Annotated in this window: 20 protein-coding genes; 16 read left to right on the top strand and 4 right to left on the bottom strand. The window is 70.3% G+C overall.

Annotation, left to right across the window (positions count from 1 at the left end):
- Positions 1–54 precede the first annotated feature (54 nt).
- The 3 genes from glsA (at position 55) to ASG80_RS19100 (ending at position 2,683) form a co-directional block, all read left to right on the top strand.
- A complete protein-coding gene (gene glsA / locus ASG80_RS19090; RefSeq protein ID WP_056733681.1) occupies positions 55–1,317 on the top strand; it encodes a glutaminase A in 1,263 nt (420 codons plus the stop codon).
- Between the two features lie 60 nt (positions 1,318–1,377).
- Complete coding sequence (locus ASG80_RS19095; protein ID WP_056733683.1) at positions 1,378–1,833, top strand: NUDIX domain-containing protein; 456 nt, start codon at positions 1,378–1,380, stop codon at positions 1,831–1,833.
- Between the two features lie 271 nt (positions 1,834–2,104).
- Entirely contained in the window at positions 2,105–2,683 is a 579-nt protein-coding gene (locus tag ASG80_RS19100; protein ID WP_056733685.1) for a dihydrofolate reductase family protein, read from the top strand.
- Between the two features lie 97 nt (positions 2,684–2,780).
- Here the strand turns inward: ASG80_RS19100 and ASG80_RS19105 are convergent, their stop codons facing one another.
- Complete coding sequence (locus ASG80_RS19105; RefSeq protein WP_056733687.1) at positions 2,781–4,538, bottom strand: acyl-CoA dehydrogenase family protein; 1,758 nt, start codon at positions 4,536–4,538, stop codon at positions 2,781–2,783.
- A gap of 81 nt (positions 4,539–4,619) precedes the next feature.
- On the opposite strand from ASG80_RS19105, the gene ASG80_RS19110 reads away from it, so the two are divergent.
- Together ASG80_RS19110 and ASG80_RS19115 are read left to right on the top strand one after the other, a co-directional pair.
- A complete protein-coding gene (locus ASG80_RS19110; RefSeq protein ID WP_056733689.1) occupies positions 4,620–5,141 on the top strand; it encodes a helix-turn-helix domain-containing protein in 522 nt (173 codons plus the stop codon).
- Positions 5,138–5,728, top strand: a complete 591-nt coding sequence (locus ASG80_RS19115) for a nuclear transport factor 2 family protein (protein ID WP_056733691.1) — start codon at positions 5,138–5,140, stop codon at positions 5,726–5,728. The genes ASG80_RS19110 and ASG80_RS19115 overlap by 4 nt, the downstream gene beginning before the upstream one ends.
- Positions 5,729–5,761: 33 nt before the next feature.
- On the opposite strand, the gene ASG80_RS19120 is transcribed toward ASG80_RS19115, so the two are convergent.
- Entirely contained in the window at positions 5,762–6,244 is a 483-nt protein-coding gene (locus ASG80_RS19120; protein ID WP_156401960.1) for a hypothetical protein, read from the bottom strand.
- Positions 6,245–6,550: 306 nt separating this feature from the next.
- On the opposite strand from ASG80_RS19120, the gene ASG80_RS19125 reads away from it, so the two are divergent.
- Positions 6,551–8,071 carry a S8 family serine peptidase gene (locus ASG80_RS19125; protein WP_056733695.1) on the top strand — a complete coding sequence of 507 codons (1,521 nt, stop codon included), beginning with the start codon at positions 6,551–6,553 and terminating at the stop codon, positions 8,069–8,071.
- 58 nt (positions 8,072–8,129) lie between these two features.
- On the opposite strand, the gene ASG80_RS19130 is transcribed toward ASG80_RS19125, so the two are convergent.
- The gene (locus tag ASG80_RS19130; RefSeq protein WP_156401961.1) at positions 8,130–8,783 is read right to left on the bottom strand and encodes a TetR/AcrR family transcriptional regulator; all 654 of its coding nucleotides are present in this window, start codon (positions 8,781–8,783) and stop codon (positions 8,130–8,132) included.
- Positions 8,784–8,903: 120 nt separating this feature from the next.
- Here ASG80_RS19130 and ASG80_RS19135 point away from each other — a divergent pair, with 120 nt between their 5' ends.
- The 10 genes from ASG80_RS19135 (at position 8,904) to ASG80_RS19180 (ending at position 21,677) form a co-directional block, all read left to right on the top strand.
- A complete protein-coding gene (locus ASG80_RS19135) occupies positions 8,904–9,590 on the top strand; it encodes a DUF998 domain-containing protein (RefSeq protein WP_056733699.1) in 687 nt (228 codons plus the stop codon).
- 214 nt (positions 9,591–9,804) lie between these two features.
- Positions 9,805–11,538, top strand: coding sequence for an ABC transporter ATP-binding protein (locus tag ASG80_RS19140; RefSeq protein ID WP_056733700.1), 1,734 nt, complete (start codon positions 9,805–9,807; stop codon positions 11,536–11,538).
- Positions 11,539–11,606: 68 nt separating this feature from the next.
- Positions 11,607–13,667 (top strand): ABC transporter ATP-binding protein, encoded by a 2,061-nt coding sequence (locus tag ASG80_RS19145; RefSeq protein ID WP_156401976.1) that lies wholly within the window; start codon positions 11,607–11,609, stop codon positions 13,665–13,667.
- A gap of 685 nt (positions 13,668–14,352) precedes the next feature.
- On the top strand, positions 14,353–14,619 hold the full coding sequence (locus ASG80_RS19150) for a hypothetical protein (protein WP_056733704.1): 267 nt from the start codon (positions 14,353–14,355) through the stop codon (positions 14,617–14,619).
- Between the two features lie 135 nt (positions 14,620–14,754).
- Complete coding sequence (locus ASG80_RS19155) at positions 14,755–15,462, top strand: FadR/GntR family transcriptional regulator (RefSeq protein ID WP_056733707.1); 708 nt, start codon at positions 14,755–14,757, stop codon at positions 15,460–15,462.
- A gap of 165 nt (positions 15,463–15,627) precedes the next feature.
- Positions 15,628–16,521 (top strand): NAD(P)-dependent oxidoreductase, encoded by an 894-nt coding sequence (locus ASG80_RS19160; protein WP_056733709.1) that lies wholly within the window; start codon positions 15,628–15,630, stop codon positions 16,519–16,521.
- Between the two features lie 78 nt (positions 16,522–16,599).
- On the top strand, positions 16,600–17,901 hold the full coding sequence (locus ASG80_RS19165) for an MFS transporter (protein ID WP_056733711.1): 1,302 nt from the start codon (positions 16,600–16,602) through the stop codon (positions 17,899–17,901).
- A 41-nt stretch (positions 17,902–17,942) separates the two neighbouring features.
- Positions 17,943–19,238, top strand: coding sequence for a four-carbon acid sugar kinase family protein (locus tag ASG80_RS19170; RefSeq protein ID WP_056733713.1), 1,296 nt, complete (start codon positions 17,943–17,945; stop codon positions 19,236–19,238).
- A gap of 73 nt (positions 19,239–19,311) precedes the next feature.
- Positions 19,312–20,649, top strand: coding sequence for a nitrate/nitrite transporter (locus ASG80_RS19175; RefSeq protein ID WP_056733715.1), 1,338 nt, complete (start codon positions 19,312–19,314; stop codon positions 20,647–20,649).
- Between the two features lie 71 nt (positions 20,650–20,720).
- Positions 20,721–21,677, top strand: a complete 957-nt coding sequence (locus ASG80_RS19180; protein ID WP_056733718.1) for an NAD-dependent epimerase/dehydratase family protein — start codon at positions 20,721–20,723, stop codon at positions 21,675–21,677.
- Positions 21,678–22,052: 375 nt separating this feature from the next.
- On the opposite strand, the gene ASG80_RS19185 is transcribed toward ASG80_RS19180, so the two are convergent.
- Positions 22,053–25,223, bottom strand: coding sequence for a DEAD/DEAH box helicase (locus ASG80_RS19185; RefSeq protein ID WP_056733720.1), 3,171 nt, complete (start codon positions 25,221–25,223; stop codon positions 22,053–22,055).
- Positions 25,224–25,236: the final 13 nt, after the last annotated feature.

Here is a 25,236-nt window from a genome sequence, read left to right on the forward strand (position 1 = left end):
GCCGCTCCCCGGACGAGGGTCGCGGCGGGCCGACGTCACCCTTAGGCTGGCGCCATGGCCGAGGACGAGCTGTACGAGCCGAACCTGCCCGACCTGCGCGATCCCGTGCGGGTGGTCCTGCGATCGGTCCTCGACGTCGCGCGGCCGCACACCGACGGCGCGCTCGCCTCGTACATCCCCGAGCTCACGCACGCCGACCCCGAGGCGCTGGGCGCGACGCTCGTCAGTGTTCACGGCACGGTGCACGAGGCGGGCGACAGTGACACGACGTTCACGATCCAGTCGGTGTCGAAGCCGTTCGTGTTCGCGCTCGCGCTGGACCAGTCGGGCCTCGCCGAGGTCACGCGGCACGTCGGGCTCGAGCCGAGCGGCGAGCCGTTCAACGCGATCAGCCTCGAGGCGACATCCGGTCGCCCGCTGAACCCGATGATCAACGCCGGCGCCATCGTCACCAGCTCCCTCATCGCCGGCGACACGGCCGAGGAGAAGTTCTCGAACATCAACACCGGGCTGAATGCGTTCGCCGCCCGGGAACTCGACCTCGACGAGTCCGTGTTCGAGTCCGAGCACGCGACCGGCGACCGCAACCGCGCCCTCGCCTATCTGACGCAGTCGGCGGGCACACTCGGTTCGACCGCCGAAGTGGCGACGGGCGCCTACTTCCGACAGTGCTCGCTCACCGTGTCCGCCCGAGACCTCGCGATCATGGGCGCGACCCTCGCGGCGGGCGGGCTCAATCCGGTCAGCGGCGAGCGCGTGATCAGCGAGGATGCCGCACGGTGGGCGACCGCGGTCATGACGAGCTGCGGCATGTACGACGAGTCGGGCGAATGGCTCGTGCACATCGGCCTGCCCGCGAAGAGCGGCGTGGGCGGCGGCATCGTCGCGGTGCAGCCCGGGCAGTTCGGCATCGGCACGTTCAGCCCGAGGCTCGACGAGCGCGGCAACAGCGTGCGGGGCATCGTGGTGCTGCAGACGCTGTCGGAGCGCTACGGCCTGCACATGCTGCAGCACCGCGGGGCCCCGCACTCGCCCATCGGCGAACTCACGCGCGAGGACCGCATCGACGGAGGCGGCGATACGATCGCGGTGCTCCGCGGGGAGATCTTCTTCACGGGCGCCGAGGAGGTGCTGACACGGCTGGCCTCGATGGTGAGCGACGACGGATGCCTCGTGCTCGACTTCTCGAACGTCACCCGCGTCGGCACCGCAGCCCGCGCGCTCTTCCGCGGGCTCCCCGGCATCGCCGGGATCGGTCCCGGCGGGCGACCGAGGATCGTCATCCGCGACGCCGAGGGCGTGCTGGACGACGACTGATACGGATGCCTGCTCCCTTCTGATGGCCGTCGGTCGGGGCGCGGCGGGTAGCGTGTCCCCATGGCGGAGACCAGTGCGGGCATCCTGCTCTTCCGGCGGCAGCCGCGGCTCGAGGTGTTCCTCGGCCACATGGGCGGGCCGTTCTGGCGTGGCAAGGATGCCGCGGCCTGGTCGATCCCGAAGGGCACGTTCACCGACGAGGGGCCGCTCGCCGCGGCGCTGCGGGAGTTCGCCGAGGAGATCGGCCGTCCCGCGCCTGACGTCGAGTACCGGGAGCTCGGCGCGTTCCGGTACTCGTCGGGGAAGGTCGTCACGGTCTTCGCGGGCGAGTCCGACTTCGACCCCGACGACGTCGTGAGCAACACCTTCGAGATCGAGTGGCCGCCCAGGTCGGGTCGGCTCCAGTCGTTCCCCGAACTCGACGGGGCCGGATGGTTCACGCCCGACGACGCGCGCGAACGCCTCGTGAAGGGGCAGCGGCCGGCGCTCGACGCCCTCGTGCGCCTCGTCCGCTGAGCGGCTCGCCAACGACTTCGTCCGTGATGCGGCGCCGTCACTYCGGCACTCCGGCACTCCGGCACTCCGGCACTCCGGCACTCCGGCACTCCGGCACTCCGGCACTCCGGCACTCCGGCACTCCGGCACTCCGGCACTSCACTCCGGCACTCCGGCACTCCGGCACTCCGGCACTCCGGCACTCCGGCACTCCGGCACTCCGGCACTCCGGCACCGATTATCGCCGAGGAAGACACTCGCGGTTGCGACCGCATCGGCGCAGGATGGGCGCATGCGCACGATCACCGTGAACAACAACGTCTCGCTCGACGGCGTGATGCAGGCGCCGATGTCGCCCGACGAGGACACCCGCGGTGGCTTCCCGTACGGCGGCTGGGCGCTCGCCGGCAACGACGAGGCGCTCGCCGCCGAGATGGGCGTCGGCATGGACTCTGGCGGCGCGCTCCTCTTCGGGCACCGCACCTACCGCCACATGGAGGCCTTCTGGCCGCACCAGACCGACGGGAATCCCTACACCGAGTACATGAACCGCGTCGAGAAGTTCGTGACGTCGCGGCATCCGGACACGCATCTCGACTGGCAGCACTCGACCCTGCTCGCCGGCGAGGCATCCGACACCGTGGCCGAGCTCAAGCAGACCGACGGACCCGACCTTACGATCCTCGGCAGCGGCGAGCTCGTGCGTTCGCTCGCGGCAGCCGGCCTCGTCGACGCGTACGTGCTCATCGTGCATCCGGTGGTGCTCGGCAGCGGCATCCGCATGTTCGGCGACACGCACCAGCAACTCGAGCTCACCCGCAGCATCACCACGCCGAAGGGTGTCACCGTGGCGCACTACCGCCCGGTCTGAGCGGATGCCGCGTCCAAGCGCCGCCGGAGGCGGTGTCTCGAACTCAGTCGCGCGGGCGGGTTTCGAGACGCGGCTCCGCCGCTCCTCAACCCGCGAGCTACGCCCGCGCGAGGATCGCCGTCGTGTCGATGCCCGGGGGCAACGCGCCGTAGAGCAGTCCGCTGTCGCCCTCGACCCGAGTCCGCACGAACGCGTCGGCCACGGGCGTCGGCGCGTACTGGACGAGCAGGGACGCCTGCAGCACGAGGGCGAGCCGCTCGGTGAGCTCCCTTGCCCGCCACGCGGCGCCCGTGGCATCCGCCGACACCTCGAGCACCACCGCCTGCGCCTCGGCGATCTCCAGATCGAGCGCCGCGTGCTCACCCACCGCCGACCCGACGACGTCGAAGAAGGCGTCGAACGCCTCGGGCTCCCGGGCGAGCACTCGCAGCACGTCAAGGGCGATCACGTTGCCCGAGCCCTCCCAGATCGCGAGCAGCGGCTGCTCGCGGTAGCGGCGGGCGAGCGGGAACGCCTCCGTGTACCCGTTGCCGCCGAGGCATTCGAGCGCCTCGTACGCGTGGCCCGGCCCGCGCTTGCACACCCAGTACTTCGACACGGCGGTGGCGAGACGTCGGAACGCCTGCTCTGAAGCATCCGCATCGTGGTCGTAGGCGCGGGCGAGCCGCATGGCCGTGACGGTCGCGGCCTCCGACTCGAGCGCGAGGTCGGCCACGACCGCCGTCATCGCGGGCTGGTCGACGAGGAGCGAGCCGAACGCGCTGCGGTGCCGCACGTGCCACGCCGCCTCCGCGACGGACTGCCGCATGCCGGCGGCCGATCCGATGACGCAGTCGAGGCGGGTGTGCGTGACCATCTGCACGATCGCGGCGACGCCGCGGCCCTCCTCGCCGGCGAGCCACGCGCTCGTGCCGTCGAACTCGATCTCGCTCGACGCATTCGAACGGTTGCCGAGCTTGTCCTTCAGGCGCTGGATGCGGAACACGTTCCGCGACCCGTCGGGCAGCACGCGCGGAACGAAGAAGCACGTGAGGCCGGCGGGCGCCTGCGCGAGCACGAGGAACGCGTCGCTCATCGGCGCGCTGCAGAACCACTTGTGCCCGGTCAGCCGGAACTCGCCCCCCCAGGCGTCGTCGCCGCCGGTCGGCTCGGCGCGGGTGGTGTTCGCCCGGACGTCGGATCCGCCCTGCTTCTCCGTCATCGCCATGCCCATGAGCGCCGAGCTCTTGGGTTCCGCGGGTCGAGGAGCCGCCGCAGGCGGCGTCTCGAGACCCGACCCGCCCAGCTCCGGCGCGTACTCGCGGGACAGCAGCCGCGGCATCCACTCGTCTTGGAGACCGGATGCCGCGAGCGCGAGCGTCGGCATCGCGGCATGCGTCATCGACACCGGGCATGCATGCCCGGGCTCGACCTGCGCGAAGAGGGTGAACGCCGCGGCGCGGTCGACGTTCGCGCCCGGACCCGGGTTCGCCCAGGCCGACGTGTGCGCGCCCGCGCCGACTGCGGCACCGATGATGCGGTGGTACGCGTCGTCGTACTCGACCTCGTCGATGCGGTTGCCCCACCGGTCGTGGGCGTGCAGTACCGGCGGGTGCGTGTTCGCCCGCTCGGCATCGCGCTGGAACGCGGCAGACCCCACGAGCATGCCGATGCTGTGGAGCACGGATGCCGCGGCACCGCCGCGCTCCACCGCCCCGGCGCGGCCGACGCCGCGCGAACCGACGCCGCCCGCGCCGATGTCGGCGCCACCGCGCCCCCACCGCGCCACGGCCTCGACGAGCGGCACGTTCGCCGCATACTCATCGACGCCCTCGCGGGGCGGCACCTGATTCACAACCTCGTGCGTGCTGATCATCGTCGACCTCCACGTCTCATTGTCGTGCCATACGTCCGTCCCCCGAGTGCGTTCAATCGTCGAACTCACTACATTGATGCCATGCGCCAGACGTCGTTCGCCGACATGCACTGCTCGATCGCGCGATCGCTCGAAGTCATCGGTGACTGGTGGTCGCCGCTCATCATCCGCGACGTCTACCTCGGCCTCGACCGATTCGACGACCTCGCCGCCGACCTCGGCATCTCCCGCGGACTCCTCGCCGACCGGCTCGAGACGCTCGTGGCGGGCGGAGTGCTCTGCAAGGTGCCGTACTCGAGCAGGCCAGTGCGTCATCACTACCGGTTGACGGAGGCGGGCACGGAGCTCGTGCCCCTGCTGATCGCACTCACGGCCTGGGGAGACCGGTGGCGCAGCGACGGCGTCCCGCCGATCCTCTTCGAGCACGACGTCTGCGGTGCACACCTCGAGGCCCACGTGACCTGCGCCTCGTGCGGCGGCGAGGTGCTGGCGGGCGAGGTCACGCCGCGGCCGGGCCCCGGAGGCCGGATCGCCCGGGGCACGATGCTCATCGGGCGAGTGCTCGGGGCCGAGGAACCACACGACGAGGAGGTGCGCGCATGAATGAGACGGAGTCGTGGTACGGAGGCGTGGTCGGAGCCGGCCCGGCACACGGAATCGGCCCGGCACCCGGAGCCGACCCGGCCACCCCGATGAGCGTCGATCAGACGGTCGCGCAGTGGCGGTCCGCGGCCGAAGCGGGTGACGCCGCCGCTGCTGTGGGATGCCTCGCGCCCGATGTCGTGCTCGTCTCACCGCTCACCGATCGCTTCCGCTTCGAGGGCCGCTCGCAGCTGTTCGAGTTGCTCGACGACGTGTTCGCCGTGATGCGCGACATCCGCTTCGTCGACGAACTGCGCGCGGCCGACGGTCGCACGGTCATGCTCTCGGCGACCGCGCGCATCGCCGACCGGGTGGACGTGACCGAGCTGCAGCGCCTTCGGCTCGGCGAGGCGAACACCATCGCAGAGATCACGATCGCCATGCGCCCGCTGCCGGCCCTGACCGCACTGCTCCGCGCTCTCGGGCCGCGCGTGGCACGGCGGCAGGGGCATCCGTTGCGCGCACCCCTGCTCGGCGCCGCGGGTGCGATGCTCGACAGCGTGGCCGCCTCCGGGGACCGGCGCTTCCTGCCGCTCGCGGCGCCGTGACGTCACGGAACCTGGTTCAGGACCTCGTGCGCGTCAGTCATCGGCGACCTCCTGGAGCTGGGATCTGGGATTTCGCGGGAGAACGGCAAGCGCCCAGACGCCGGCCAGAAAGACGATCGCCCAGAACGCGCCGCGAATCTGCAGACCCCAGAGCGTGAACCGGTTGAACGCGTCGCTGACCGCGGCCGGATCATCGAGGTTCGGAACACTGAGCATGATCGGGGCGGCGATGGCCGTGGTGGCCATCACTCCGATCGCACCCAGGGCGGCCAGGTAGATCGGCAAACGTGCCGCCCGGGGCGTGCGGCGGTCGACACTGCTGCTGATCGCCGCGGCGATGGCAAGGAGCGCGAGGCCGATTCCCGCCACCGGGTACACGATCAGGCCGGCGCCGAGGTCGGCATGACGGCTGTAGGCCGCCCAGGCGTCCGCGCCCAGGTACTGCCAGGCCGGGATGCCGACCACGACGCGGTCGATCGGGCTGGCGAGCCCTGCGACGACGATGGTGGCGATCACCAGGCCGCGGGTCAGCGTGGAGCCCGTGATTCCCGGCTTCCTGCTGATCATCGGCGACCTCCGCGAACCATTGTGTCCCTCCACAGGGGCACCTGCGAGCCGATCGTCCCGACCCCGGACGACCGTGACATCCCGTCGTGGTCGATCCTTGCCCACGGTTGGCGCGGCTCTGTACGCTCGGAGCCGACATGGACGCCCGGCACGACCGGGCGTCCGTGGCGTCCCCCGGCAGTCGCCGAGGGAATCCAAGGGTCACGATGCGGTGTCCCGCGATCGCGTGATGCCGCCGACAGAAGGAGCATCACCGTGCGAAGACTCATCCGACTCACCGCGCCGATCGGCGTTCTCGCCCTCGCCGCGGGGCTCTGTCTCACGGCAGCGCCGGCCGTCGCGGCGCCGGTGCAGGCGGCGACCGCGACCGGCGCGACCGAGACCTACCTCGTGCTGTACAAGGCGAACGCGGTCTCGAAGTCATCGCTCTCGGCCGTCCAGGCCGCGGGCGGCACGGTGGTGCAGACCTACCCGCAGATCGGCGTCGCGGTCGTGGCGAGCGATCGCGTCGGCTTCGCTGACGCGGTGGAGGCCGCGGATGCCTCGGTGCAGGGCGCCGCCTCGACCGCCGGGCTCGGCGTCGCACTCGATGACGACGAGGCGTCGGCGGATGCCGCAGAGCCGATCGAGCCCGGCACGCCGGCGCCCGGCGACGACCCGCTCGGCGGCTGGCAGTGGGACATGGACCAGATCTCCGCCCCCGAAGCGCGCGCGATCAACGGCGGCAGCACCTCGGTGATCGTCGGCGACATCGACACCGGCCTCGACTGGTCGCACCCCGACCTCGCCGCGAACGTCGACTTCAGCCGCAGCGTCTCCTGCGTCGGCGGCGTGCCCAACCAGGACCCGGCGGCATGGATGGACGACCACGGCCACGGCACCCACACCGCGGGCACGATCGCCGCGGCGAAGAACGACCTCGGCATCGTCGGCGTCGCGCCGAACGTGAAGATCGCGGGCATCAAGACGAGCACCATCGACGGACTCTTCTACCCTGAGGCCGTCGTCTGCGCGTTCGTGTGGGCGGCCGAGCACGGCATCCAGGTGACGAACAACAGCTACTTCGCCGACCCGTGGCTCTTCAACTGCAAGAACGATCCCGAGCAGCGGGCCATCTGGGAGGCCGAGCGGCGCGCGATCAAGTTCGCTCAGCAGAGCGGCACGGTCGTCGTGGCCGCCGAGGGCAACCAGCGCGACGACCTCGCCCACACCACGGGCGATGTCACGAGCCCCGACGACACCACGCCGGTCACCCGCGAGATCTCGAACGCCTGCGCCGTCGTGCCGGTCGAGGTGCCGGGCGTCATCGGCGTCACCGCGAACGGCGACCAGGAGTTCAAGTCGTACTACTCGAGCTACGGCGTGGGCACCGCCGACGTCGTCGCACCGGGCGGCGACCGCCGCTTCCAGATCACGGCGGACCCGGGCGCAGGCCGGATCCTCTCGACGTGGCCGGCAAGCCTGCCGTGCGTCGGCGGCATCCTGTTCACGAGCGGCGGCGCCCAGTACTGCTGGATCCAGGGCACGTCGATGGCGTCGCCGCACGTCGCAGGCATCGCGGCGCTCGTGGTGAGCACCGGTGTCACGAGCCCGGGCAAGGTCGCATCCATCATCCAGAACACGGCCGACCCGATCGCGTGCCCGACCGACATGTCGGTGTACGCCGACTTCCCGGCGCTCGACAACGGCGCACCGCAGGTGTGCCAGGGCGGCATCGGCTACAACGGGTTCAACGGCCACGGTCAGGTGAACGCGCTCGCCGCGATCGGCGGCTGACGTCACCCTGTGAGGCACCGGATGCCGCGGTCGGATCTCCGGCCGCGGCATCCGCGCGTCAGGGGGCGTAGGCGCGGAGGAACGCGGCGGCCCCCCGCTCGGCGCGTTCGATCGCCGCGTCGGCGCTCGCGGCATCCGTGCCCGCTTCGAAGAGCGCCCGGTCGAGCGACGCCCCGATCGTGAGGAACGCGAAGTGCTCGGCCGCGAGCTCGGCATCGTCGACCCGGAGCTGCCCGCGCTGGTCGAATGCGCGGAGCGCCCCCGCCACCGCCGTCATGACCCTGCCGGGCGCGCGGTCGTAGTACTCGGTCGCGAACTCGGGGAACCGCCTGGCCTCGCCGATGAGCAGCCGACGCAGCGGCACCACGCGACCGCCCAGCACGGATGCCGCCAGCTCGCGCGCGAGCGCGGTGAGGGCGGCCGCGGCATCCGGGGCCTCTGCCGTGGTGGCGACGAGCTCGTTGGAGAACCGCTCGGCGGTGGCGATGGCTTCGCCGATGATCGCCCGGAACAACTGCTCCTTGTCGTCGAACACGTTGTAGACGGTGCGCTTGGAGACGCCGGCCTCGACCGCGATGTCGTCGACGCTCGTGCCGGGATAGCCGTGCTCGATGAACACGCGCGCGGCCGCAGCCATGATGAGCGCACGCGAGCGGGTGATGCGTGGGTCCTCGTAGTCGGCCCGGTCGGACGACGTGGCCTGCACGGTCATTGCTGATCTCCACTCTCTTGCACTCATCCGTTTACTTTTGCCCTGCTCGGTGCAATACTACACCAATGGGGGCAATAGCCCCGAATCGACACGACATGACACCAACGGAAGGTGAGCACGATGTCCGATGCAGTTCCCGCTTCCTCGTCCACCACGACCTTCGACCGCGGCCGCGCGGTCACGAAGGCGCTCCTCGGCTGGGGCGTCGTGGCCGGCCCGTTCTACCTGATCGTCGGCCTCGCGCAGGCGCTGTTCGTGCCGGGCTTCGACCTCTCCCGCCATGCGCTGAGCGCGCTCATGCTCGGGCCGCTCGGCTGGATCCAGGCGCTGAACCTCGCACTCAGCGGGCTCATGGTGCTCGCGGCGGCCGTCGGCTTCGCACGCCTGCTCCCGCGCCGGCGCAACGTCTGGGCCGGCGTGTTCCTCGGCCTCTACGGAGTGAGCCTGTTCATTGCGGCCATCTTCCCGCCCGACCCGATGGGCGGATTCCCGCCCGGCGGCACGGATGCCACGACCGCGTCGACGAGCGGGCTGCTCCACCTCATGGCGGGCGCGGTCGGCTTCGTGAGCCTCGCCGTCGCGGCCGTGATCGTCGGCACCTGGTTCCGGCGGGAGGGGCGTCGCGGGGCCGCGGTCACGTCGTTCGTCGCCGCCGCCGTGATCGTGCTCGGCTTCGTCGGCGGAGCGGCGCTCGCGATGGTCCCCGCTGGCATCGGGCTGCTCTGGCTGGCGGTCGTCGCCGGCTGGGCGTGGCTCGCGATCGCGTCGCTCGTCGCCTACCGGATGGCGCCGAGCCCCGACCGCTGATCTGGGATTTCGCCCTGCGTGAACACCGCGGCGCGGCGGCATCCGATCGACTTGACCCCTCGCCGACCTCGTGGAAGGGTCGAATGCTGCGCGGGATTCGCATCGGGGATTCGATTCCGCACGCCCAACGCCGGGCCGCCGATCTGCACGCACGAACGCGTCTGACCGAGGCATCCGTCGACTCCACACCCTTCACTGCACGTCCGGAGATGACATGCTCGGAAAACTCCTCATCCGCTACCTGAGGCCGTATCGGTGGCTGCTGCTGGGGGTGCTGGTGTTCCAGCTGCTCTCGGCGCTCGCGAGCCTCTACCTGCCCCGCCTCAACGCCGACATCATCGACGACGGCGTGGCGAAGGGCGACACCGCGTTCATCTGGTCGACGGGCATGTTCATGCTCGCGATCTCGCTCGCCCAGATCACGGCGGCCATCATCGCCACCTACTTCGCCGCGAAGGCCGCGATGAAGCTCGGCCGGGACATCCGCAACGACGTGTACGACAAGGTCAGCGCCTTCTCCGAGCGCGAGGTGTCGCAGTTCGGCCCCGGCTCGCTCATCACCCGCAACACCAACGACGTGCAGCAGGTGCAGATGCTCGCGATGACGGGCGCCACGATGCTCGTGAGCGCGCCGCTGCTCGCGATCGGCGGCATTTATTTCGCGCTGCAGGAGGACGTCGGGCTCAGCTGGCTGATCTGGACGTCGGTGATCACCATCCTCGTGGTCGCCGGCATCGTCATCACCCGCATGGTGCCGCTGTTCCGGTCGTACCAGAAGCGACTCGACGCCGTGAACCGCATCCTGCGCGAGCAGCTCACGGGTATCCGCGTCGTGCGGGCGTTCGTGCGCGAGCGCATCGAGGAGCAGCGGTTCCGTGGTGCGAACACCGACATCATGGACGTCGGTCGACGCGTGGGCACGCTCTTCATCACGCTGTTCCCGCTGTTCATGCTGGTGCTCAACGTCACCGTGGTCGGTGTGATCTGGTTCGGCGCATTCGAGGTCGACGATGGCTCCGTGGAGATCGGCACCCTCTTCGCCTTCATGCAGTACGTGGGCATCATCCTCGGCGGCGTGCTCATGGCCGCTTTCATGACGATCATGATCCCGCGCGCCGCCGTCTCGGCCGAGCGCATCGGCGAGGTGCTCGCTAGCGAGTCCACGCTCGCGCGACCCGCGACGCCGATCGCGGAGTTCCCCGAGGTCGGAACGGTCGAGTTCGACGACGTCGCGTTCGCCTATCCCGGAGCCGAGCACCCGGTGCTCGAGGGCATCTCGTTCCGCGCCGGGCGCGGCGAGACGGTGGCCATCGTCGGTTCCACCGGGGCGGGCAAGACGACGCTCGTCTCACTCATCCCACGCCTCTTCGACGCCACAGGCGGCAGCCTGCGCGTGAACGGCGTCGACGTGAGGGAGGCCGACCTCGATCGGCTCTGGAAGACGATCGGCCTCGTGCCGCAGCGCCCGTTCCTCTTCGCCGGCACGGTGGCCTCCAACCTGCGGTTCGGTCGCGAGGAGGCCACGGACGCCGAGCTCTGGCACGCGCTCGAGGTCGCGCAGGGCCGTGACTTCGTCGCCGACATGGAGGGCGGGCTGAACGCCCGCATCGCGCAGGGCGGCACCAACGTGTCGGGCGGCCAGCGACAGCGACTCGCGATCGCCCGGGCGATCGTGCACCAGCCCGACATCCTCGTCTTCGACGACTCGTTCTCGGCGCTCGACCTCACGACCGATGCGCGTTTGAGACAGGCGCTCTGGCGTGAGCTGCCCGAGGTGACGAAGATCGTCGTCGCGCAGCGCGTGTCCACGATCACGGATGCCGATCGCATCATCGTGCTCGACGACGGCGGCATCGTCGGGCTCGGCACGCACGAAGAGCTGCTCGAGACATCCAGCACCTACCGCGAGATCGTCGAATCCCAGCTCGGAGTGGGGGCCCAGGCATGAGCAGCGACACCAAGAACCGGGATGCGGGCCGCGGTCGTGGTCGAGGCCGTGGCGCCGAGCCGAAGCCCATGACCGAGGAGGAGCTCCTCGAACTCGAGCTCGCCGAGCAGGCCCGGATCAACTCCGGCGACTGGGACAGCGTCAAGCCCGGCAAGGCGCAGGATTTCGGCGCGAGCTTCCGTCGCATGCTCGGCCTGCTCGCGCCCTGGAAGTGGTCGTTCGCGTTCGCCTCGCTCCTCGGCGCGATCGGCGTCGTGCTCACGGTGATCGCACCGAAGGTGCTCGCCGAGGCGACGAACATCATCTTCGAGGGATACATCTCGCTGCAATTGCCGGCGGGCGTGACGCAGGAGCAGGTCGTCGAGCAGCTCCGCGCCTCGGGCCAGGACGACCTCGCCAACATCATCGGCGCCGCGACGCTCACCCCAGGCGAGGGCATCGACTTCGTGCGACTCAGCCAGGTCGTGATCATCGTGCTGATGCTCTACATCGTGGCATCCGTGCTGTCATGGATTCAGGGTTACGTGATCAACGTCATCATGGTGCGCGCGATGTGGCGCCTGCGCGAGGACGTCCAGGCGAAGGTGCACCGCCTGCCGCTCAGTTACTTCGACCGGATGCAGCGCGGCGAGCTCATCTCGCGCGTGACGAACGACATCGACAACATCACCCAGACGATGCAGCAGTCGCTCTCGAGCGCGCTCACGAGCGTGCTCACGGTCGTCGGCGTGATCATCATGATGTTCTCGATCTCGTGGCAGCTCGCGCTCGTGACGCTCGTCTCGCTCCCGCTCATGGCCGTGATCTTCGGCGTCATCGGCCCGAAGTCGCAGGCGGCGTTCGGTGTGCAGTGGAAGAAGGTCGGACGCCTCAACGCCCGCGTCGAGGAGTCGTTCTCGGGCCACGCGCTCGTCAAGGTCTTCGGTCGTGAGCACGACGCGAGCGAGAAGTTCCGGGCCGAGAACGAGGAGCTCTACGACGCATCGTTCAAGGCGCAGTTCCTCTCGGGCATGATCATGCCCGGCATGATGTTCATCGGGAATCTCACCTACGTCGGCATCGCCGTGCTCGGCGGCCTGATGGTCGCGAGCGGCCAGCTGCGCCTCGGTGACGTGCAGGCGTTCATCCAGTACTCGCAGCAGTTCACGCAGCCCCTCGCCCAGCTCGGCGGCATGGCCGCGGTCGTGCAGTCGGGCACCGCGTCGGCGGAACGCGTGTTCGAGCTGATCGACGCCGACGAGCAGGACCACGACCCGGCGGACGCCCCGGAGCCGGTGGACGGAGACGGCACCATCATGTTCGAGAACGTGTCGTTCGCGTACACGCCCGAGCGGCCGCTCATCCGCGACCTGTCGTTCCGGGTGGAGCCGGGCCAGACGGTCGCGATCGTCGGTCCGACGGGTGCCGGCAAGACGACGCTCGTGAACCTCATCATGCGGTTCTACGAGCTCGACGGCGGACGCATCCTGCTGAACGGCCAGGACATCGCGGAGCTCACGCGGCACGACGTGCGGGCGCGCACCGGCATGGTGCTGCAGGACCCATGGCTGTTCGCCGGAACCATCCGCGAGAACATCCGCTACGGACGCGAGTCGGCGACCGACGAGGAGATCCTCGAGGCCGCCCGGGCGACGTACGTCGACCGGTTCGTGCACTCGCTGCCCGACGGCTACGACACGGTGCTCGACGAGGACGCGTCGAACGTGTCGGCCGGCGAGAAGCAGCTCATCACGATCGCCCGCGCGTTCGTGGCGCAGCCGTCGGTGCTGATCCTCGACGAGGCGACGTCCTCGGTCGACACCCGCACCGAGCTGCTCCTCCAGCACGCGATGGCGGCCCTCCGCGAGGGGCGCACGTCGTTCGTGATCGCGCATCGCCTCTCCACGATCCGCGACGCCGACCTCATCCTCGTGATGGAGCACGGCGACATCGTTGAGCAGGGTTCGCACGACGAGCTCATCAAGCGGCAGGGTGCGTACTGGCGCCTCTACAACTCGCAGTTCGAGCAGGCGGCGACCGACCTCGACGCGGAGCTCACGATGGCGCACGGCGAGGTCTCCGCGCCGAACCGCCTCGAGGAGTCCATCGAGGCCAAGATCGTGGCCGAAGCGGAGACTGCCGAGCTGTAGGGCCGGCTGCGTCGCACCGAATGAGCGGATGCCCCACCGGGGGCATCCGCTCACTCGCATCCGGGGGTCGCACGTGGGCCGGCCGACCACCTCGCCCGTGCTGCGCTGTCGCTCTCAGCACACCCCTTCACGCGACGGTTCGCGTGTCTCGTGGACCTCGCCCTCGCCCCGCCTGCGCCCCCGCCTGACTCTCCGACGCGCTCCCGCCCACCTTCGCCTTGCTTCCCCTCTCAAACTCGCTCTTGCCCTTGCCTTCGCCCTCGCCCTCCCCCTCGCCAGTGCTTGGCGTCCTGCAGCAGTTGCCCGCTGCAGGATCGGTTGATCCGTTTACTTCGGCGACTTGTCGACAAACCCACTCGTTGGCTTGTCGACAAGTCGATTTGTCGACAAGTCGATTTGTCGACAAGTCGATTTGTCGATTTGTCGATTTGTCGATTTGTCGATTTGTCGATTTGTCGATTTGTCGATTTGTCGATTTGTCGATTTGTCGATCGATTCTGCGGAGAGATACTCCTCTGCCCCCACTCGAACGACGACGGCTTCGTCCGGGCATTCGCGGCGAACGCGAGGGGCGCACGAGCGTTCCGGTGCGACCAGTCCTCCACAACGCAGGACATCGGCGCATGTCGGTCGCGGGCCTCCGTCGAGGGTCTCCTCCAGCGCACGCATCGATACCGTCGATGTCATGGCAGCCAAGGCCACACGACTGGTTCGCGTCGATATCGAGACCGATCGACTGATCGCAGATACCGCGCGCCTTCAGCAGCGGTTCAAGAAGGATGTCGTCGCATCCGCGATCGGCGCCTATGTCGAGGCCAATCGCGAGGAGCTCGACCGGGCACTTGATCGAACCCAGCACCGGATCGATTCCGCTGACGATCCATTCGTGGTGGACCCCCGCACCGGCCTCACCCGCGCTGAGCGTGAGGAACTCTTCGCCCGCATGGACTGACACCACCCGCGCCACCTGCACCGGCGCCCCGTTAGCATGGACGCAGGAATGGTTCGACCTTTCCACGACACCAGGACCGCACGAAGATCACACCAAGACCACACCACGACGACACGGAGACGACACGGAGGCGGCATGGCGACGGCATCGCTCGAGACGATCGTCGGCGAGCTCCTGCGTCTCGCGACGCCCGAGCCCGGCACCACTGCGCGGCGGCTGCCACCCGAGCGCGAGCTCGGCGAGGCGCTGAAGATGAGCCGTGGGGCGCTGCGCGAGCAGCTGTCGGTGCTCGAACTGCTCGGATTCCTGCGAAGGACCCAAGGACGCGGCACCTACATCGACACCCCGGGCGATGACTTCGTGCGCAGTTACTTCACGATCGCCCGGCAACTCGGCTACCTGAACGACCAGCAGTTCGCCGACGCTCGCGTGCTACTCGAGGAGTCGATCGCCGAGGAGGCCGCTCGCGTCGTGACGGACGAGCAGGTCGAGGAGCTGCGCGCCGATGTCGACGAAATGATCGCGGCCACGAAAGCCGACGATCACGAGGCCGCGTTCGAGGCGGACGTGCGGTTCCATTCCCGTCTCAACGGCATCGTCGCCAACCCGATCTTCCGTCTCATGCACGAGGGATTCAGCCACGTGCTGCGGGAGACCATCCGCTATCGGCGCCTGCAGGCGGTGCGCGTCGAGCCGATCGACGAAGACGGCATGCGCCGCACCGACCGCGTGCATTACGACGTCGTGGCGGCGCTCGAGAAGCGCGATCCGGATGCCGCGCGCGCGGCCATGCGCGAGCACTTCGAGTACTGGCTGCAGCTCCGCGTCGAACCCGTGCGCTGACTCGCACCCGACGTGCACCACCCGTGTCCACGGGGCCTTCGGGATGCCGTTTCCAGACCCGCGGCATATTGGTTGAACCAATTCTTGACATGCGTTCGGCGGTGTGCCTATGATCGACGCACGCGATTGGTAGAACCAATGCTGAACCAAAGGAGCTTCGACGCCATGACCGATCACATCGCGACCGATCACATCGCCTTCGTCGGCATCGGAGCCATCGGCCTTCCGATGGCGGTCCGCCTGGTCGAGGCCGGCTCCGACGTCACCGGTGTCGATCCCTTCCCCGCCGCACACGAGCGAGCCGCTGCCGCCGGCATCCGCGCGGTCGCGTCGATCGCCGACGTTGCGGCCGCCGAGGTCGTCATCGTGATGGTGGCCACACCCGACCAGCTCGCCGAGCTCGTCACCACGGCCCTCGAGCACGGTTCGGTCGCAGGGCAGACCTGGGTGATCATGAGCACCGTCGGCCCCGCCGCGGTCATCGAACACGGCGGACGGCTGCAGCAGGCGGGTGGCCGTGTCGTCGACGCCCCCGTGACCGGCGGCGTCGCCCGCGCGCGCACCGGCGAGCTCACGATCTTCCTCTCCGGCGAGGCCGCCGACAGGGCACGCGCCGCGACGGTGCTCTCGCCGCTCGGCGCCGTCAAGGTCGTCGGCGACGCCGTCGGCGACGGCCAGGCCATCAAGGTGGTGAACCAGCACCTCTGCGCCGTGCACATCGTCGCCGCCGCCGAGGCGCTCGCCCTGGCCGAGTCGCTCGGCCTGGAGCCCGCACAGGTGCTCCCCCTCGTGGAGTCGGGCGCCGCGGCATCCTGGATGCTCTCCGACCGCGGCCCTCGAATGCTCGGCGACACCGACGTCGAGGTCACGAGCCAGATCAACATCTTCGTCAAGGACTCCGGACTCGTCGCCGACGCCGCCCGCGACGCCGGCGCGCAGACGCCAGTGCTCGACGCCGCTCGCGCCCGCTACCTCGCCGCCGCCGACGCGGGACTCGGCACGCGAGACGACTCCCGCGTGATCGAGACCTACACGCACGCGCCCGCGCTGACCCACTGACGCCGCAGAACCACAACCCCGCAGCACCACAACTCCGCAACACCCGACCCTGCAGCATCCGTTCAAGGAGGAACACACATGACCAGCACGGCCGAGCGCCCGACCGAGATCACGGTGAAGCGCGACAATCCGATCAAGGTCTCGATCGCATCGATGATCGGTACTGCGGTGGAGAGCTACGACTTCTTCATCTACGGCACCGCCGCGGCAGCATATTTCGGCACCGCGTTCTTCGCCGCCGACACCGCGTTCATCGGCATCCTGGCGTCGTTCGCCACCCTCGCCATCGGCTTCCTGTTCCGACCGCTCGGCGGGTACCTCGCCGGCCACTACGGCGACCGGCTGGGCCGCAAGACCGTCCTCATCGCCGCGCTCTCGATCATGGGCGTCGCGACGTTCCTCATCGGCGTGCTCCCGACGTATGCCACGGTGGGCATCCTCGCTCCGATCCTGCTGATCGTGCTCCGCGCCGTGCAGGGCATCGGCTACGGCGCCGAATGGGGTGGCGCGGTGCTCATGGCGGTCGAGCACGCGCCCGCCGCCCGGCGCGGCTTCTTCGGCAGCATCCCGCAGGTGGGCATCCCGGCCGGGCTGCTGCTCGCCAACGGCACCTTCCTCCTCTCGGCCGCGATCTTCGAGGGCGACTGGGTCTGGCGCGTGCCGTTCCTGCTCTCCGTCGTCATGGTCGCGATCGGACTCTGGATCCGCCTCGGCATCACCGAGTCCCCCGACTTCGAGAAGATGAAGGCGGCCGGTGAGATCCGCAAGCGCCCCGCCGCAGAGGTGCTGAAGCGCGACTGGCGCTCCGTCCTGCGCATCATCGCCCTGCGCCTCGCGGAGACCGGCGGATACTACGTCACTACGAGCTTCGTGCTCTCCTACGTCGTGCTCGCGGGCATCACCGAAACCCAGTACGTGCTGTACGGCACGATCATCGGCTCGGCGTTCGGCCTCGTGAGCCACCTGCTCTATGGCGCCCTGAGCGACCGCATCGGCCGCAAGCGCGTGTTCCTCATCGGCTCGGTGTTCACGATCCTGTTCGCCTTCCCGATGTTCCTGCTCATCAACACGGGCGCGGTGGTCATGGTGATCGTGGCCGTGGCGATCAGCCTCCTGTTCAGCCATGACCCGATCTTCGCCGTCGAGCCGTCCTGGTTCTCCGAGCAGTTCGATCGCAACGTGCGCACATCGGGCATCTCGCTCGGCTACAACGGCGCCTCGATCGTCGCCGGTCTCCTGCCCTTCGCGGCGACCGCGGCGTACGGATGGATCGGCTGGGTCGGCCCGGCCCTGATCCTCATGACGCTCGGCATCATCTCCACGACTGCGGCGTTCATCACCCGCGAGACCGCACCCATCAAGACGGGCCGGCTCGGCTGAGCCGCGGCATCCGTCACCATACAGGCGTTGGAGGAACTTCGATGAAGCTCATCGTGCTCGACGACGATCCCACCGGCACGCAGTCGGTCACGGGCGTCGAGGTGCTGCTCGAGTGGGACACGGCCACGCTCACCGAGACCCTCCGCCGCGCGGACAGCGTCTACCTGCTCACGAACACGCGGGCGATGTACGAAGCCGACGCCGTGGCGTTGCTCGAGCGGATCCGCGACGAGCGGGATGCCGCAGCCGCCGCCCTCGGCGAAGCCGTGCACGTCGTGCTCCGCGGCGACTCGACCCTGCGGGGCCACGTGTTCCCCGAGACGTCGGTCTTCGCCGGCGACGACGCCGTGATCCTGTTCGTGCCCGCGTTCCCCGGTGGAGGGCGCACGACCGTCGACGGCACGCATTATGTGCGGATCGGCGACCGCGTGATCCCCGCCCACGAGAGCGAGTACGCCGACGACCCGGTGTTCCCGTTCGGTACGGCGGTGCTCACCGAGTACGTCTCGGAGAAGAGCGAGCGCGCGGCCGTGCATGTGCCGCTCCGCGACATCCGCTCGACGCCGACCGCGTTGCAGACGGCGCTCGCGGATGCGGCTCCCGGCACGGTCGTCGTGCCCGACGCCGAGCACGACGACGACATCCGTGCGATCGCCGCCGCGGTGCTCGTCGCCTGGGAGTCCGGCGTCCGCGTCGTCGTGCGCTCGGCGTCGCCGCTCGCGGCCGAGCTCGCCGGCGTCGCGAGCACCGGCCTGCTGCCGACGCCCCTGAGCACCGAGCCGTCGCCGACGCTGCTCGTGTGCGGCTCGCACACGATCGGGGCGACCCGCCAGTTGGAGCTGGTCGAGCGCGCGTTCGGCGAGGCGTGCGTCGTCGACACCGGCCGGGCGCTCCACGACCCGTTCGCCGAGGGAGAGCGGGTCGCGGCTGCTGCAGAGGTGGCGGCCGCAGCGCACGGACTCTCGATCGTAGCCTCCGACCGACATCGCGACGGTGCCCACAACACGCTCGACCACGGCGAGCGCGTGATGACCGCCCTCACGACCGCGACCGGGCGCCTTCGCGGCGCCGTCGACGTGGTGGTCTCGAAGGGCGGCATCACGTCGGCCGAGATCGCGCGCGTCGGCCTCGGCGCACGCACCGCGACCGTGCTGGGGCAGGTGCTGCCCGGCGTGTCCGCGTGGCGCATCGAGACGCCCGAGCACGAGCAGAAGCTCTACGTCGTCGTGCCCGGCAACGTGGGCGACCCGTCCACGCTCGTCGACGTGCTCGCCGCCGTCGGCGTGCGGCCGGGATTCCCCGCCCGGCATCCTGAGCTCTCGGCTTCTGAGCGCTGAGCCGCCTCGCTAGGCTGGAACGGCGGCGGCTCGCACCGGATGCCGCCGACACCCGAACCCCCGTGAAGGTCCCGTGACGACTGCCCTGCCGCCCGTGCGCCCCTGGCGCCTGTGGCTGGTGTGGGGTGTCGGCGTCGCCGCCTATGTCGTGTCGGTCACCAACCGCACGTCGCTCTCGGCGGTCGGCGTGGATGCGGCGGTGCGGTTCGACGCGGATGCCGCGGTGCTGTCGCTCTTCGCGGTAGTACAGCTCGCCGTGTACGGCGCGATGCAGATCCCGGTGGGCCTGCTGCTCGACCGCTTCGGTGCGCGGCCCATCATCACGGTCGGCATGTTCCTCATGGCGATCGGGCAGCTCGTGATGGCGTTCGCGCCCGACGTCGGCACTGCGATCTTCGCGCGCATGCTCGTGGGCGCCGGCGATGCGGCGATCTTCCCGAGCGTGCTGCGCGTGGTGGCGGTGTGGTTCCCCGAGCGGCAGGCGCCGTTCCTCGTGCAGCTCACGGGCATCGTGGGCCAGACGGGGCAGCTCCTCGCGATCCTGCCGATGGCCGCGATCCTGCACGCCACGAAGTGGAGCGTCGCGTTCGGCAGCCTCGCGGGCCTCGGCGTGCTGTTCACGGTGCTCACGTTCGCGGTGATCCGGAATCACCCGCCCGATCGGGACGCGGATGTCTCGGTCGACACGGCGACCGGTGCGATCCACGCCGTGACGTCAGCCGCCGACCTGCGGGAGGGCTTCCGCGAATCGTGGGCGCACCCGGCGACGCGGCTCGCGTTCTGGTCGCACTTCACGACGCCGTTCTCGGGCACCGCCTTCATCCTGCTGTGGGGCTTCCCGTTCCTCACGGTCGGCGAGGGGCTCACCCCCGCGATGGCGTCGCTCATCTTCACCGTCTACGTGGTGTTCGGCATGGTCGCGGGGCCGGTGATCGGCGCGCTCTCCAGCCGGCATCCGATGCGCCGCTCGCGCATGCTCGTGCTGCCCGTGATCGGCATCCAGGCGTTCGTGTGGCTCGTGGTCATCGCGTGGCCCGGGCAGGCGCCGCTCTGGCTCCTGTTCGTGCTCGCGTTCGCCCTGAGCACCGGCGGCCCCGCATCGATGATCGGCTTCGACCACGCCCGCACGTTCAATCCGAGCCACCGGCTCAGCACCGCCACCGGCATCGTGAACGTCGGCGGCTTCCTCGCGGCGCTGCTCGCGATCCTCTTCATCGGCATCGCGATGGACGCGCAGGGTGCCGGCACGCCCGACACCTACAGCCTCGACGCGTTCCGCATCGCCTTCCTCACGCAGGTGCCGCTCTGGGCGCTCGGCGCGGCATGCATCGTGTGGGAGCGCAAGCGCACCCGCGTGCACATCGGCCTCGACGAGCCGCGCTCGCGCCGCCGCGACCGCTGGGCGCGCTGAGCGGTGGATGCGGAGCGCCGGACCCGACGACCGTTCACCGCACGGCCACCTGGCATGAGGAGACTGATCGCATGAGTCCGAACCTCCACGTCATCGTCGGTGCGGGCCCAATCGGCACGGCGCTCGCCGGCAGGCTCGCCGACGCGGGCCACGCCGTGCGCACGGTGACACGATCGGGCCGCGGTCCCGAGCATCCGTCGATCGAGCGGCTCGCGATCGACGCCACGGATGGCGAGGCCCTCGCTCGCGCCGCCGATGGCGCCTCCGTGCTCTACAACTGCGCGAATCCCGGCACGTATTCGACGTGGGAGCGGGCGTGGCCGCCGCTCGCCGCCGCCATCCTGTTCGCAGCGGAGACGTCGGGCGCGGTCCTCGTGACCCTCGGCAACCTCTACGGGTACGGGCCCGTCGACGTCCCGATGACCCGCGAGCTGCCCCTCGCGCCATCCGACCACAAGGGCGTACTGCGAGCACGGATGTGGCAGGACGCCCTCGCGGCGCACCAAGCCGGTCGGGTGCGGGCGACCGAGGTGCGCGCCTCCGACTACATCGGACCGACCGCGCCGACGTCCAGCGGCCTGCTCCCGATGTACGCCCAGGCGACCCTCGCGGGCCGGCCGACCTCGGTGTTCGGCGATCCCGACCAGCCGCACTCGTGGACGGCCATCGACGACATCGCGCGCACGCTCGAGGTCGCGGGCGAGGACGATCGCGCTTGGGGCAGCCCGTGGCTCGTGCCGTCGAACCCGCCCGTGAGCGTCCGCGAGGTGCTGCGTCAACTCGGCGAGCGTGTCGGCACCGGTGCGCCGCGATTGCGTCAGGTGCCACGCTGGGTCCTCGCCGCCGGCGGGGTCGCGATTCCGCTCCTGCGTGAGGTCACCGGCGTGCTGTACCAGTTCGAGCGCCCCTTCGTGGTCGACGCGTCCGACACGACGACGACCTTCGGGATCGAACCCACTCCGTGGGAGCCGCTCATGGATGCCACGGCCCAGGCCTGGTCCGAACGGGCGCGCCGAGCTCGGGCCTGACGCACGCAGCCCGGGCGGCCGGGCGGGGGCCGGAGCCGGAGCCCGCAAGTCTGTCTCCAGCTCGCGATGCTCCGGCACTCCGGCACTCCGCCACTCCGCCACTCCGCCACTCCGCCACTCCGCCACTCCGCCACTCCGCCACTCCGCCACTCCGCCACTCCGGCACTCCGGCACTCCGGCACTCCGGCACTCCGGCACTCCGGCACTCCGCCACTCCGGCACTCCGGCACTCCGCCACTCCGCCACTCCGCCACTCCGCCACTCCGGCACTCCGGCACTCCGCCACTCCGCCACTCCGGCACTCCGGCACCGCAATCGTCGAAGATCAACTCATTCCCGCACGATCCGACACGGCGATGAGCGGTGTTTGTTGACTCAGCCCTCGAGCAGCTCACGCAGGTCGTCGGAGGTGAGCACCTCGGCGGCGCGCAGGTCGGCACCGGCGGGTCTCGTGGCATCCGGGCCCGCATCCGACTCAGCGGCATCCAACCCCGTTGCATCCGCTCCGGCATCGAGGATCGACGCGACCAGCTCGCCCTTCTTCGCCTTCAGCGCCATGACCTTCTCCTCGATGGTCCCGGACGCGACGAGCCGGTAGACCATCACCCGCTTCGCCTGGCCGATCCGGTGCGCGCGGTCGACGGCCTGCGCCTCGCTCGCCGGGTTCCACCACGGATCGAGCAGGAACACGTAGTCGGCCTCGGTCAGGTTGAGGCCGAATCCGCCGGCCTTCAGGCTGATGAGGAACACGGATGCCTCGCCGCCCCGGAACCTCGCGATCTCCTCGTCGCGGCGGCGAACCGGTGTCGACCCATCGAGGTACGCGTAGGGCACGCCCGCGGCATCCAGCCTGGCCGCCGCCCGCCCGAGGAACGACGTGAACTGGCTGAACACGAGCGCGCGATGCCCCTCGGCCAGCACGTCGTCGAGTTGCTCGAACAGCGCGTCGAGCTTCGCCGACGCGATGCCTGCGTAGCGCTCCTCGTCGATGAGCGTCGCATCGAGTGCGAGCATCCGCAGTAGGGTCAACGACCGGTACACGATGAAGCGCTGGCGGTCGAGGTCGTCGAGCAAGCCGAGCAGCTTCTGCCGCTCACGCTGCAGCACGGTGTCGTAGAGGCGCCGGTGCCGCGGATGCAGCTCGACCTGCAGCACCTGCTCCTGCTTCGGCGGCAGCTCGGGCGCGACGAGCTCCTTGGTGCGGCGCAGCATCAGCGGGCGGATGCGCCGGCGCAGGCGGTCGAGCCGGTCGGTGTTGCGGTCGTCCTCGATCGGACGGCGGTAGCGTTCGTCGAACGCCCGCCGCGACGGGAACAAGCCGGGTGCGACGATGCCGAGCAGTGCCCACAGCTCGGAGAGGTCGTTCTCGACGGGGGTGCCCGTGACGGCGAGCCGGAACGGCGCACGGATGCCACGGGCCGCCTGATGCACCTTCGTGGCCGCGTTCTTCACGAACTGGGCCTCGTCGAGCACGAGCCCGCCCCACTCGAGTGCCGCGAACGCCGCGGCCTCGAGGCGGAGGACGGCGTACGTGGTGACGACGAGGTCGGCGCCGGCCGCGGCATCCGCAATGCGGCCGGGGCGGCGGGCCTCCGTCGCCGTGACCGTCGCCACGCGCAGGCCCGGGGTGAACCGCGCGGCCTCGCTCACCCAGTTCGAGGCGACCGACGTGGGCGCGACCACGAGGAACGGCCCGGTGCTGGTCGAGGAGGGGCCGCTGGTCGAGGAGCGGCCGGCGGAGCCGTCCGCGTCTCGAGATCGGGTTTCGAGGGCCTCGACCGGCAGCTCGCGCGCATGCGCGATCAACGCGAGCGCCTGTGCCGTCTTGCCGAGTCCCATGTCGTCGGCGAGGATCCCGCCGAGCCGGTGGGCGTGCAGGAACGCGAGCCACCGGAACCCCGCGAGCTGGTACGGACGCAGCGGCACGGCGAGCCCAGCGGGCGGCGGCAGCTCCTCGACCTCGCCCCGCTCGAGCCCGGCGACCGTGGCGCGCCAGGCGAGCGCGGGCTCGGAGGCATCCGCGAGATCCTCGAAGTCGGACCAGAGGCTCGACTGGCTGCGGTGGATGCGAAGGCCGGTCTCCCATTCGGCGAGCGTGCCCGCCTCCTCGATGAGGTCGCGCAACGGCTCGAAGATCGGCTGGTTCAACGAGAGGTACGTCTTGTCGACGAGCAGGAGGCGCTTCTGGCGCTTCGCGAGCGCCCTGAAGAGCGGCATGAACGGCACCGACTTGCCGCCGACGGTGACGACGACGCCGAGGTCGAACCAGTCGGTGCGCGGCGACTCCACCGTCGTGACCCTCACCTGCGGCGGCTCGGCGATCTCGCGGTAGTCGGGACGCTCGCCGGTGACGTCGATGCGCAGCCGGCCGTGCTCGGTGAGGTGCTCGAGCCGCGGCATCCGCTCGGCCGTGAACTCGGCCGCGTCGATGCCGCGCAGGATGACCGCCTCGAACGGCACCCAGCCGAGCTCGTCCATGACGCGCGCGAGCAGGTCGTCGTCGAGCTCGGGGTCACCGACGGCGGCATCGGCCGCGGATGCCTCGACGGGGCTCGTCCGCCCGTCGGCGTACTCCCAGAGCCAGGCGAGGCGCAGCACGTCGTGCGGCTCGAACCGCGCCTCGAGCACGAGGGTGGCGAGTGGCGCGGGCTGCGGCTCGAAGCTGCCGTCGCGGCTCGTGACGGTGATCGACCGGGCGAGGCCGTGGAAGTGGCCGCGCAGGAACTCTGGCACGTCGGCGGCGGGCACGTGCACCGTGCGCGGCTGCTCGAGGGCGGCGCGCTCGGCGGGTCGGAGCGGCGCGGCGAGGGGCGCGAGCTCGATCGCGCCGGCGTCGAAATCGAAGCGATAGAGGCCGTGGGACGCGATCGGGCGCACGTGGTCGGCCGGTCGCGCGTCGCCGCCGATGCCGCCGCCGACCTCGCCGAAGGCCAGCACGGGCGCGAGCGCGAGGGCGCCGCTCGGGGCGAGCGTGGCATCGAGCACGACGGATGCCGCGTCGCACACGACCACGTCGCGAGCGGCCGTCGACCCGACGAGCGCGATGCCGAGCCGTCCGGCCTCGGCGAGCAGCGCCCACAGCAGGGGGCTCTCGAACTCGTCGAGGGTGATCCACTCCGAGCCGTACGCCTGATAGACGCCCGGTGAGCTGCCCTTCAGCAGCGCGAACTGCCCGAACCAGCGCGACTGCGCGGCGTCGAACCCGCCCGCGCTCGCCTGGTAGGCGATGTTCTGCCAGGTGAGCCCGCCCTTGACCCACCCGCCACGAGCGCCGCTGGTGACCGGTCGCACTGCGAGCCGGTCGACGGATGCCGCGCGACGGGCCGGTTCGTCGCGCGGACCCTGCCACTCACCTGGGCGGCGCGGCACGCGGCGACGGAGCTCGAACTGCAGGGCGAGCGGACGCTGCGGCGCGGCATCCGCTCGTGTCTCGACCCGCTCGTCGGATGTATCGGAGCCGGCACCGGGCGTGAACGGCGCCAACGCGCGTCGCCAGTCGCCCGCCGCGCCTCCGCCGCCCGCGCGGGAGGATCGATCGGCGGGCATGCATCCATGCTCG

This window comes from Agromyces sp. Soil535 (assembly GCF_001428255.1).
Lineage (GTDB): Bacteria > Actinomycetota > Actinomycetes > Actinomycetales > Microbacteriaceae > Agromyces.